This window comes from Vibrio proteolyticus NBRC 13287 (assembly GCF_000467125.1).
Taxonomy (GTDB): Bacteria; Pseudomonadota; Gammaproteobacteria; order Enterobacterales; family Vibrionaceae; genus Vibrio; species Vibrio proteolyticus.
In genome coordinates, this window is sequence record NZ_BATJ01000009.1 from 210556 (window position 1) to 222831 (window position 12276).

At 53.2% G+C, this 12276-nt stretch carries 10 protein-coding genes; 1 reads left to right on the forward strand and 9 read right to left on the reverse strand.

What is annotated here, in order from left to right; translation table 11 throughout:
• The first annotated feature begins 123 nt into the window (after nucleotides 1-123).
• Nucleotides 124-1401: an HlyC/CorC family transporter gene (locus VPR01S_RS12840; protein ID WP_021705767.1), complete on the forward strand. Its 1278-nt coding sequence runs from the start codon at nucleotides 124-126 to the stop codon at nucleotides 1399-1401.
• A 58-nt stretch (nucleotides 1402-1459) separates the two neighbouring features.
• On the opposite strand, the gene luxS is transcribed toward VPR01S_RS12840, so the two are convergent.
• The 9 genes from luxS to VPR01S_RS12885 all read right to left on the reverse strand — a co-directional run bounded on the left by luxS (nucleotide 1460) and on the right by VPR01S_RS12885 (nucleotide 11905).
• Nucleotides 1460-1978 (reverse strand): S-ribosylhomocysteine lyase, encoded by a 519-nt coding sequence (gene luxS, locus VPR01S_RS12845; RefSeq protein ID WP_021705768.1) that lies wholly within the window; start codon nucleotides 1976-1978, stop codon nucleotides 1460-1462.
• A 38-nt stretch (nucleotides 1979-2016) separates the two neighbouring features.
• Nucleotides 2017-2628 (reverse strand): transglycosylase SLT domain-containing protein, encoded by a 612-nt coding sequence (locus tag VPR01S_RS12850; RefSeq protein ID WP_021705769.1) that lies wholly within the window; start codon nucleotides 2626-2628, stop codon nucleotides 2017-2019.
• A gap of 9 nt (nucleotides 2629-2637) precedes the next feature.
• Nucleotides 2638-4203 carry a glutamate--cysteine ligase gene (gene gshA, locus VPR01S_RS12855; protein WP_021705770.1) on the reverse strand — a complete coding sequence of 522 codons (1566 nt, stop codon included), beginning with the start codon at nucleotides 4201-4203 and terminating at the stop codon, nucleotides 2638-2640.
• 109 nt (nucleotides 4204-4312) lie between these two features.
• Nucleotides 4313-7174 (reverse strand): M16 family metallopeptidase, encoded by a 2862-nt coding sequence (locus VPR01S_RS12860; protein ID WP_021705771.1) that lies wholly within the window; start codon nucleotides 7172-7174, stop codon nucleotides 4313-4315.
• A gap of 9 nt (nucleotides 7175-7183) precedes the next feature.
• A complete protein-coding gene (locus VPR01S_RS12865) occupies nucleotides 7184-7645 on the reverse strand; it encodes a YqaA family protein (RefSeq protein WP_021705772.1) in 462 nt (153 codons plus the stop codon).
• Nucleotides 7642-8589 (reverse strand): NADP-dependent oxidoreductase, encoded by a 948-nt coding sequence (locus VPR01S_RS12870; protein ID WP_021705773.1) that lies wholly within the window; start codon nucleotides 8587-8589, stop codon nucleotides 7642-7644. Before VPR01S_RS12870 ends, VPR01S_RS12865 begins: the two co-directional genes overlap by 4 nt.
• Before the next feature lie 108 nt (nucleotides 8590-8697).
• On the reverse strand, nucleotides 8698-9828 hold the full coding sequence (locus tag VPR01S_RS12875) for a sodium ion-translocating decarboxylase subunit beta (RefSeq protein WP_021705774.1): 1131 nt from the start codon (nucleotides 9826-9828) through the stop codon (nucleotides 8698-8700).
• A gap of 9 nt (nucleotides 9829-9837) precedes the next feature.
• On the reverse strand, nucleotides 9838-11616 hold the full coding sequence (oadA, locus tag VPR01S_RS12880; protein WP_021705775.1) for a sodium-extruding oxaloacetate decarboxylase subunit alpha: 1779 nt from the start codon (nucleotides 11614-11616) through the stop codon (nucleotides 9838-9840).
• 31 nt (nucleotides 11617-11647) lie between these two features.
• On the reverse strand, nucleotides 11648-11905 hold the full coding sequence (locus tag VPR01S_RS12885) for an oxaloacetate decarboxylase subunit gamma (RefSeq protein ID WP_021705776.1): 258 nt from the start codon (nucleotides 11903-11905) through the stop codon (nucleotides 11648-11650).
• Between the last annotated feature and the right edge of the window lie 371 nt (nucleotides 11906-12276).

The window sequence follows — 12276 nt, forward strand, 5'->3', positions numbered from 1 at the left end:
CCATTGAGAGAAGGTGCATAAAATGCACCTTTCTTTTACAATACCTGCCCCGGCTAGCGAGATTGACATCATGACCTCGTTCGGTCATAACTTAACCAGGACATTTTAAGGATAACGTAAGTTTTGGAAGACATTTCAACGGGTATTTTGTTTGCGATTCTGGCGTGTCTTATCGTCATTTCCGGCTACTTTTCAGGTTCAGAAACCGGCATGATGTCTCTGAACCGTTACCGTCTTAAGCACCTGGCCAACAGTGGCCACAAAGGCGCCAAACGCGTCGAAAAAATGCTCGACCGACCTGACCGCCTCATTGGCCTCATCCTTATCGGCAACAACCTGGTTAACATTCTCGCCTCAGCCATTGCCACCATTCTTGGTATGCGCCTCTACGGGGATATCGGGGTGGCGATCGCCACTGGTGTCCTCACCCTGGTGATCCTGGTGTTTGCCGAAGTGACCCCAAAAACGCTGGCGGCGCTGTACCCGGAACGGGTCTCTTACGCCAGTAGTGTTCTGCTTTCGCTGCTGATGAAACTTTTGTCGCCACTGGTGTTACTGGTCAACTTCATCACCAACGGTTTTATTCGCCTGCTGGGCGTTACTGCGGATCATGGTGGCGCTGACCACCTGAGTTCGGAGGAGCTGCGGACCGTCGTTAATGAAGCCGGTGGCCTGATCCCGCGCCGTCACCAGGACATGCTGATCTCGATCCTCGATCTGGAGCATGTTACGGTCAACGACATCATGGTCCCGCGTAACGAGATCACCGGTATCGACATCAATGACGACTGGAAATCGATTGTGCGTCAGTTGACCCACTCACCACACGGCCGCATCGTGCTCTACCGTGACCAAATCGACGAAGCGGTGGGTATGCTGCGTCTGCGTGAAGCGTATCGTCTGATGTTGGAAAAAAATGAATTCAACAAAGAGACACTGCTGCGCGCCGCCGATGAAGTGTACTTCATTCCGGAAAGCACACCGCTCAATGTCCAGTTGCTCAAATTCCAGCGCAACAAGCAACGAATTGGTCTGATTGTCGATGAGTATGGCGATATCAACGGGTTGATCACTCTGGAAGACATTCTGGAAGAGATCGTTGGTGAATTCACCACCTCCATCGCACCAAGTTTGTCGGATGAAATCACCCCACAAGGTGATGGCAGCTTCCTGATTGAGGGCAGTGCTAACATTCGCGATATCAACAAAGGTTTGAAGTGGAAACTGCCCACAGACGGACCACGCACCCTCAACGGTCTGATTCTCGAACACCTGGAAGACATTCCCGAGAGTCACCTCAGTGTGCAGGTGTCCGGCCATCCGATGGAGATTGTTGAGCTGGAAGAGAACCGCATCAAACTGGTGCGCGTCTTCCCGAAACGAACGAAGAACAAACACTGACCAGCCGTGCAAAAAAAGCCCTGGACATCTTGCCAGGGCTTTTTTGCTCTTCTGCTGCTCAGTCGACTTTCAACTCTTTGAGCATGCTGTCCGGCAACGCCAGTTCGTCATTCCGGTTGACGGCGATCCCGCAGCTAATCACACTCTGAGCGATCTGTTGCGCTTCCCGCAGTGAATGCATTGCGGCGGTACCACACTGGTACTCGTTCAACTCCGGTATCTTATTCTGGCTCTCCACTTTCAGGACATCCTGCATTGCTGCCAGCCAGGCCTGCGCCACACGCGACTCGTCCGGGGTGCCAATCAAACTCATGTAAAAGCCAGTGCGACAGCCCATCGGCGAAATATCGATGATCTCCACGCCATCGCCATTGAGGTGGGCACGCATGAAACCTGCAAACAGATGCTCTAGAGTGTGGATCCCACGTTCCGACAAAATATCCTTATTCGGGATGGTGAATCGCAGATCGAAGACCGTGATCGTGTCGCCTTTTGGTGTCTGCATGGTTTTCGCCACGCGCACCGCCGGGGCATGCATCCGGGTATGATCCACAGTAAAACTATCGAGTAACGGCATTGTCCTTCTCTCCCTGTCCGTATTGACCACTGCTGATATCAGAAAAACCAGCTTCGGTTGTCTTCCAGCTCCTGGCGGCACTGTTTCAGTTGCCAGCCATAATCTTTGGCCTGTTTTTCCACTTTCCTTGCCACCCGCTTCAACGACGGTTTGGCATTGTAGGTTTTGCGCTTATAGCCCCCCCGACCTTCATGATAAGCCAGATACTGGTTATACGGGTCCCACAATGAAATCCCCAGTTGGCGCCGGGTCTCTGTGGTGTACCAGCCAATAAACATCAGTGAGTCATCAAAGTTGCTGCGCGAGCCGCCAGTTCCGGTCGCATCCTGGAAATCCTCCCAGGCTGGATCCTGTGCCTGAGCGTACCCGTAAGCGCTGCTGACCCGGCCCCAGGGGATAAACCCCAGCAGGTAATCTTTAGGCGGCTTAGCATCGTGACGGAAACTGCTCTCCTGTTTCACAAACGCCATCGCAACATTTATCGGCGTGCCCCACTGCTCCTGCATCGCTAATGCATCTTCATACCAGGACGGCTTTTCGCGGAAAATCTCGCAGATGTTGTTCTGTTGCTTAGGCGGCGCGGTGGCACATCCGGTCAACATCAGGCTCACCAGGCCGGCAACAGCGCATTGAGTCGGCGAGATTGTCATCTTATTCCCTTATTTCAGATAAGCAAAATAATCGCTTAAGAACTCATCAAAACTCTGTGTGTCGGCGTCTTCCGCCGCTTTCTGTTTCACACACGACGCAATGACTTCCTGCTCCATGTGCGATTCGCTGTACACCTTGTACTGATGCGCCAGATGATGCTGACGGTACTCTTTCCCCAGCGAACAGCCCACGCCTCCCAGTCCGCCCAGCTCCTTGGTCAGCTCCAACAGCTGCGCTGAAATGGTCAGTTGTGGGTTATCAATCCATTGCTCCAGCTTGTCACACACCGCCTGATAGTCATCAGTGCCATGCGCAGCGTCCATGTACTGCGCAATACGCCTCAAATCAGCAAACACTCGTTTGGCCCACGTCTGCAACGTCAGACGCTCACCGTCGCAGCCAATCTGCAGCTCCAGACCAGGCTTGCGGCCTTCGAGTATCACTTTGTTCCAGTTGTCCCGCCAACAGGCTTGCTCACAAAAGTCCATTGGATCCGAGTCCGACAGCACCGCCCAGGTCAGGAACAGATCAAGAAAGCGCACCTGCTCAGGCGTGATACCCACCGGGCTGAAGGGGTTCACATCCAGTGAACGCACTTCAATGTATTCCACTCCGCCACGCGCCAGCGCTTCCGACGGTTTCTCTCCGCTGCGCGCGACACGCTTCGGCCGGATTGGCGCATAGAGTTCATTTTCAATCTGCAGCACATTAGTGTTGAGCTGGCGGTATTCGCCGTCCACTTTGACACCGATTTGCGCAAATTCATCCGAGGGGGTCCGGATCGCCTGATTGAGCCCTTGCAGGTATTCATCCAAGCTGTTAAAGCCGATTTTCAGCGCGCTCTGGGCATGGTTGGTGTAGCCCAGATCACTCAGGCGCAGTGACGTAGACTGCGGCAGAAACAAAGTCTTGCCGATATGTTCAAACGGCAGTCGGGTTTCGCGACCCTGAATAAACGACGGACACAATGCCGGCGATGCGCCAAAGAAAAACGGGATCAGCCAACCAAAGCGGTAGTAGTTCCGGATCAGACCAAAGTAGGCCTGGGAGCGGGAGACTTCACGCTCATGCTCGCTTTGCTCACCAAACAGCGCATCCCAGAAACTCTCCGGGAAAGAAAAATTGAAGTGCACCCCGGAAATAATTTGCATCAGACTGCCGTAACGGCGTTTGAGACCTTCACGGTACAGGGTTTTCATTTTCCCTGCGTTGGAGCTGCCGTACTGCGCTAAGTTAATGTCGCTTTCATCACCGACATAACACGGCATCGACAACGGCCACATTTTCTCATCCCCCAGCTTGGTCTGGGTAAAGTGATGAATGTCTTCCAACTGGGCCATTAAAGTGTCGATATCGCGTGACACCGGAGTAATAAATTCCAGCAGAGATTCAGAAAAGTCCGTCGTAATCAGGTCATTACTGTATGCCGATCCCAACCCCTGTGGGTGAGGTGTCGTGGCCAGTTTGCCGTCTTGTTGGTATCGCAGAGTCTCTCGCTCTACACCACGGCCAAACTGTTTGAACACTTGCGGGTGTTGGGCGACGACCTCGAGTCGTGCAGCAAAATCAGTCAAAATGAGGTTCGCTTATTATCTGTGCCTGAAGGCTGACTTTCAGGCAGGCTTTGGGTCAATTCGAGGGCAAGCGCTTTTGCCCTCTTTGCACATTCTCTAATTTATGAGGCTACTGGCTCATGATTTCAAGATCTTCCACCGGAATATCCAATTTTTCTAACTGTGGACGTAAGCGCTTTGCATCACCGACGACAATAATTTGATAATCCTTCGGATTAAACCACTTTTTCGCCAGTTGATTGAGCGTCGCTTTGTTCACGCTCGCCACTATCTGGTTGCGTTGTTGCAGATAGTCCGGATCGAGGCTGTATGTCAGGATATTACTGAGCAACTGCGCTTTCTGTGACGGTGTTTCATAACTCAACGCTTCTTGTTGACCGATGGCAAGGCGCATAAATTTCATCTCATCATCCGTCATTCCCTGTTCGCTGTAACGGGCCATCTCTTTACGCAGCTCCTCAATCGACGCCACCGTTGCATCCGCTCTGACCTGAGCATCAAACACCACGGCCCCGACCTCTCGGTTTGCGGCGTAATACGCGCCAGCGCCGTACGTGTAACCTTTATCTTCACGCAGATTCATGTTGATCCGGCTGTTGAAGTTGCCAGCCAGATTGAAGTTCGCCAGGCGCGTCTGGAACACTTCACCCGTGGCATCAAACGGCAAGCCCTGACGCACAAAACGCACCACCGACTGCGGCGCATCAGGTTTGTCGACCAGATAAATACGCTGCTCGCCAAGTGGCTTGACGCTCGCTGGGCCATACAGCGAAGACGGCTCACCTTTTCTGGCCGAGAAGAATTGCAGCGCTTTCGCCACCGACTTTTTACTGATGTCACCCACTACCACTATTTGTGCTCCGTTTGGGGTATAATTCTGACGATAGAACGCTTTGACGTCTTCGAGCGTCAGGCTGCTGATCGACGCCCGGGTGCCGTCGCTGGTGCGGGCGAAAATCGAGTTGCCAAACAACACTTCACGTGTAGCCTGTGAGGCCAGCCAGCTCGGTTTCTGATGCTGATATACGACACCTTCCAGCATCTGACGTTTGACACGCTTGAAGTCCTTTTCGTTGAGCGCAGGCTTGAACAGCATTTCTTCGACTACCGCCAACGTCTCGCTGACGTGCTTCTTGAGGCTGGAGACACTCAGCGTGGTGGCATACGGACCAGCGTCAATACTGACCACACTGCCCAGTTTATCCAACTTGGCCTGAAGTTGCTCAACACTGTGCTCCGTGGTGCCTTCCTGCAACAAAGACGCCGTCAGGTTGGCCAGCCCTTCTTTGCCTTGCGCGACTTGGCGCTCTCCTGCCGGCAGACGGAACTGAATCTGTACTGTGGGCGTTTCTGAGCTCTGCGTTCCCAGCACGTCAGTCCCATTAGCCAAATACAACTCGTACAACTCCGGCATGGTGGCTTTGACTGGCTCAGCCACCGCTGGCATCACCGCGCGGTCAAAATCATCGCTGACTTGACGAAAGTTGAGTTGATCATCACGGATTTTTTGATACTCGGGCAAACTGCGCGGCGGTGTGACAAAATCAGCTTTACGCACAGCAAAGTCGGTTTTACCACGTGGGACAATGCTCAGCGTTACTTTCGGATGACCATTAAGGAAATCTTGATAAGCCGCCATGACTGAGTCTGGCGTAACGGCGCGAATTTGATCCAACTTGGCCTGCAATCGATCAGGTTGGCCATAAAACGTTTGGTTGGACGCCAGTTGCGTCACTTTGCCTCGAACACTCTGCAGCGCAAACACAGCATTGGCTTCCGCCATACCGGAGATTTGCTCCAGCCGGTCGTTGTCCACTCCTTGTTGGGCAAAACCGCTGAGCGTTTGCATCACTTCATTGTACAGCGGTTTGAGCTGGCCTTTTTCCCCTGACGGCGCCATGGCATAGACGTAGAAATTACACGCCAACTCGGCGCAGTCATGAAACGCACCGGCGTCGACCGCTTTCTGCGTTTTGACCAGCTTCTGATACAACAAACTGTTGGCGCCATTTCCGAGGACATTCGCCAACGCGTCCAGCGACGCCTGTGTTTCCTCACCACGATAGGTGGTCGGCCACCCAATCAGCACCATTGGCTGCTGAATGCGATCTTCCATCGTCACGTAACGATTGTTGGGTAAAACGGCCGGTTGTTTCGGGGCGTTATCCACTTGTGGCCCTTTGGGAATGGAACCAAAGTATTTGTTGACCCATGCCAGCGTCTGCTTGACATCAATGTCCCCACCAATCGACAACACCGCGTTATTGGGGCCATACCAACGCAAGAAGAAAGCTTTAAGATCATTCACATCCACCCGATCCAAATCTTCAACGTATCCGATGGTCTGCCAGGAATACGGATGTCCTTCCGGATACATGGCTTCGGCCATTTTCTCCCACATGGTGCCGTAAGGCCGGTTGTCAAAATTCTGTGCGCGTTCGTTTTTCACCGTATCACGCTGAATTTCAAATTTGCGCTGTGAGACGGCATCCAACAGGAACCCCATGCGATCCGATTCCAGCCATAACATTTTTTCCAGTTGGTTAGATGGTACGGTTTCGAAATAGTTAGTCCGGTCGCGGTTGGTGGTGCCGTTGAGCGTCCCGCCCGCTTCGGTGATCAGTTTAAAGTGTTGCTGATCGCCAACGTGCTTCGAGCCCTGGAACATCATATGCTCAAAAAAGTGAGCAAAGCCGGACTTTCCGACTTCTTCCCGCGCCGAGCCGACATGATAAGTCACATCAACATGCACCAACGGATCAGAATGATCGGGAGACAAAATGACCGTCAGGCCGTTCTCCAATTGATATTTCGAATAAGGAATCATCACCTTACCCGGCTGGGCAGGGACGTTTTCCACCAAAGTGACGCCTGATGGCAATGAAGATGAGGCGAGCGAGGTAGGGGCGTCAGAATTCGAGCATCCGTACAGAGCGATAACAGAAAACGCACCAAGCCAGAATTTCCTCATGACTTCTCCTTAAAAAAAACCGTAATACACAGCGGCAAGCGCACCATAACGCAGCGCTTTACCGACAAAAATCAAAATCAGACTCGGCACAAAACGCATTCTGAGCCAGCCCGCAGCCAGACACAGCGGGTCGCCCACAACGGGCAGCCAACTGAGTAACAGAGACCAGTAGCCGTACTTATTTAACCAATACAGAGCTTTATGACCATGTTTTTGGTCTTGAGTTCGATTGGGTAGCCACCAACCTAACCAGTAGTTGGTCAGACCGCCGAGCGTGTTACCTAAAGTCGCGGTCAATATCACCCAGCCGGGGGCATACTGATGAAGAGATAAGGTGGCGATCAGCCCCGCTTCCGAGCCACCGGGTAACAGAGTCGCACTGAGAAATCCGCTGAAAAAGAGTACCCACAAAGCCGAATCCGAGAACCACAGCGCCATGTTCTCAAATCCGGCGTTGAACGCCTCAATCATTGCATTTTGAGCAATAGCTTTCCGCGGGTGCGGCCGGACTCAATCTGCTCATGAGCCTGAGCCGCCTGTTCGAGGGGATAGATATGTTGAATTTCAGTTTTGAGCAGGCCAACACTGACCATATACAGCAAGGTCTCCATTTGCTCTGGATTGGGGTCAACCAACATGCCGGTCGCTTCAAAACCGAGCAGTTTGGCTTTTTCACAAATCAACTCTGCCGTCAGCGTCGGCACCGTCACTACGCGGGCCTCGTCTTTGAGGCATTTCAGCGCGTCCAGTGCTGCGTCCCCACCGACCAGGTCGATGAGTACGTCCACATCACTAAGGCGCTCTGACACCGGGGCAAACTGATAGTTGACCGCGTGAGCGCCGAGTGTCGCCAGATAGTCGAGATTGCGTTCGCTGCAGGTAGTGTAGACTTCTGCTTTCGCCGCTACGGCGATTTGAACCGCCAGATGCCCGACACCACCCGCGCCCGCCAGGATCAGTACCCGGTCGCCTTCTTTGACCTGCGCTTTGTTCAGCGCCTGCGCCGCCGTTTGTCCGGCCAATGGCAGCGCCGCGGCAGCCTCCAATGTCACCGCGTCCGGTACACGGCTCAGCGCCTGACTGGGTACCGCGACATACTGACTGTACCCCCCTCCGGTCAACGGGAAACCAATGAAGCCCGCCACGTTGTCTCCGAGGGCAAAACGAGTCACGCCCTGTCCCACGGCAATCACTTTGCCCGCGACATCGTAACCCGGAACCCAAGGCAGTTTGTCCTTATTCTGCGCTGCTGCCCAGCCCAAACCTGCACGGGTCTTCACATCAATCGGATTGACGCCTGCAAATGCGACCTGGATCAGCACGTCTCCCGGCTGCGGCTCGGGTGTCGCAGAAGTTTGAAGGGCCAAGACATCACTGCCGCCAAATTGGGTAATCGCAATCTGCTTGTTTTCCATTTTGTTATTCCCTGTGCAAAAAGAAAAAGGGATGCGAAAGCATCCCTTTGAATATATAACATTTATCACCATTACGTGAATGGGCTTGGTGACAATTTCACCGACAATTTACCCAACCAGCGCCAGCAAAATACCGGCGGCTACGGCCGACCCCAGCACCCCGGCTACATTCGGCCCCATGGCGTGCATCAACAGGAAGTTCTGTGAGTTGGCTTGAAGGCCCACTTTATTCACCACCCGCGCAGCCATCGGCACTGCGGAAACCCCAGCCGCCCCAATCAGTGGGTTAATGTCTTCTTTGGAGAACTTATTCAGCAGTTTGGCCATTAAGACCCCAGCCGCCGTACCGATACTGAACGCCACTGCGCCCAGCGCCAGAATACCCAGCGTTTCCAAGTTGAGGAACTTATCCGCTTGCAGTTTCGATCCCACGCCGAGTCCGAGGAAGATCGTCACAATGTTGATCAGCTCGTTTTGTGCTGTTTTGGACAATCGCTCCACCACACCCGCTTCGCGCATCAGGTTGCCAAGACAGAACATGCCAACCAACGGGGTCGCCGACGGCAGAAACAGAATGGTCATCAGCAACACCGCCAGCGGAAACAGAACTTTCTCCATTTTGCCGACGTGGCGCAACTGCGCCATCTGAATCTTACGCTCCTGCTCATTGGTCAGCGCTTTCATGATGGGGGGTTGAATGATCGGCACCAGCGCCATGTAACTGTACGCCGCCACGGCAATCGCGCCCAGCAGCTCCGGCGACAACCGGCTGGCAAGGAAAATCGCCGTCGGGCCATCCGCTCCCCCGATGATGGCAATCGAGGCCGCGTCCGCCATACTGAACTCCATACCAGGCACGTAGTTCAGCAAGATCGCACCAAACAGGGTAGCAAAAATGCCGAACTGCGCCGCCGCGCCTAACCACAGGGTTTTCGGGTTAGCAATCAGTGCGCCGAAATCGGTCATTGCGCCAACGCCCATGAAGATCAGCAGCGGGAACACTCCTGACTCAATCCCCACATGGTAGACGTAATAGAGCAAGCCTCCCGGTTCCGTGAATCCGGCATTCGGGATGTTGGCCAGTATCGCACCGAACCCGATCGGCAACAGCAACAGAGGCTCAAAACCTTTGCGAATCGCCAGAAACAGCAACAGACAGCCCACCAGAATCATACAGATCTGGCCAAGCTGGAAATTGGCGATACCCGTTTCGCGCCACAGGGTCAATAATCCGTCCATGATGCTCCCTTACGCTAAGCTCAGCAGTGGTGCGCCAACCGTGACGGAATCGCCCTCTTTGACATGCAGATCCTGCACGACACCGCCCCGCGCAGCGCGCACTTCGGTCTCCATCTTCATCGCTTCGAGGATCAGCAATACGTCGCCTTCCGCAACCTGCGCCCCGGCCTGAACATTCACTTTGAAGATATTGCCCGCTAACGGAGCCGGTACCGCTTCGGCACTGCTGGCCACCGCAGGTTGAGCCGCAACGGCGGTTTGCCCTGCTGGCGTCACTGAGGTCAGTTGCCCCTGAGGTCCCACTTCGACGTCGTACACCTGACCATCGACTTTGACACTGTACGTTTCAATGCCACCTGCAGGCTTTACAACTGGCGCCGCAGCCTGCTGCGCCGATTCCAGAGTCGGAGCCGGCTCAAACGCCTGCGGATTGTTGCGGTTCTTAAGAAACTTTAACCCCACCTGCGGGAATAGCGCGTAGGTCAACACATCATCCACCACATCCTCGGCCAGCGAAATGCCCTCGGCTTTGGCTTTGATCAACAGATCATCCGTCAACATATCCAGCTCAGCCGTCAATAAGTCCGCCGGACGACAAGTGATCGGCTCCGCCCCATCCAGCACTTTCGCCTGCAGCTCTTGATTGAGCTCAGCCGGCGCCGCGCCGTACTCGCCTTTCAATACGCCGGCAGTTTCTTTAGTGATGCTCTTATAGCGTTCACCGGTCAGCACGTTAATCACCGCCTGGGTACCGACAATCTGCGAGGTAGGAGTCACCAACGGAATGAAACCCAAATCCGCACGCACGCGTGGGATCTCTTCCAGCACTTCGTCAATACGATCCGCTGCGCCCTGCTCTTTCAACTGACTTTCCATGTTGGTCAGCATCCCACCAGGCACTTGAGCAATCAGAATACGTGAGTCGACCCCTTTCAATTGACCTTCAAACTGCGCGTATTTTTTGCGCACATCACGGAAATAGGCCGCAATCGGCTCCAGTTGTTCAAGTTTCAACTGCGTATCACGCTCCGTCCCTTCCAGCATCGCGACCACCGTTTCGGTTGGTGTATGGCCGTATGTGCTGCTCATGGAGGAAATTGCGGTGTCGAGGATATCCACACCCGCTTCTGCCGCTTTGACCGCCGTGGCTGTCGACAGCCCCGTCGTCGCATGGCAATGCAACGCGAGCGGAACCGCACACGATGCTTTGATCCGGGTGATCAACTCTTCCGCTTCATACGGTTTAAGCAACCCGGACATGTCTTTGATACACAAAGAATGACAGCCCAGATCTTCGAGGCGTTTGGCCAGATCCACCCAGGTGTCTGTATTGTGCACCGGGCTGGTTGTGTACGACAGGGTACCTTGTGCATGTGCGCCGACATCCACCGCCGCCTTCACCGCGCGCTGAAAGTTTCGGACATCGTTCATCGCATCAAAAATACGAAACACATCCATGCCATTGGCATGTGCACGTTCGACGAATTTTTCCACCACGTCGTCCGCATAGTGACGATAACCAAGCAGGTTCTGTCCGCGCAACAGCATCTGCATCGGTGTGTTGGGCATGGCTTTCTTCAGTTCACGCAGACGTTCCCACGGATCTTCGCCCAGAAAACGAATACACGCATCAAACGTGGCCCCGCCCCAGGTTTCCAACGACCAATATCCGATTTTATCCAGTTGAGCTGCAATTGGCAGCATGTCTTCCAGTCGCATACGGGTGGCGAACAGAGACTGATGGGCATCACGAAGCACCACATCGGTAATAGCTAGTGGTTTTGACATGTTCTTAAACTCCTTTTAAATCGTACGACGTCTATTTAGCGGCTTGAGCCCGATGTTGGTGAACGGCCGCAGAAATAGCCGCAACCACCTGAGGCTGAACCTTGGTCGAAGACGATTGAACATTATTGTTATTATGAGGGGTAGCGATCGGCTCTGGCACTTCTTCTGGTACCAGTTTGGACATCAGCCGAACGAGATAGACAAGAATGGTGAGGAATAGAAAGACAAACGCCATCCCTGTAAACATCAGGGTTGCCGCGTCCTCTAGCAGGCTTCCAATATTAGTCATGTAGCTTCCTTTCGTTTGTCATCCTGACAAGACACTGTCTGGATTTGTACAAAAAACGATCCCGACAAGTGGATAAGGATTATCTCGACTGGTAAAAAATTGTCAATTTTGTTTAAGGCCACCTGGCTGGCAATCCACACATACGGTGAATAATTCGTCATATAAATCACATACCAGTGAAATATTTGCCAGAAATCGCCGGTTTAACAGGTTAATACAACCACATTAAGTAAAAAAAGTGAGGAATACTGAGAGGCAGTTAGAAAATTAAAGAAGTACCATTTAAAACAATAGGTTGTAATTAAACGGTTAACAATAAGCTATCAAATTGTTGGCAATAAAAAAGCCTCGCAAATGCGAGGCTTTGTAAG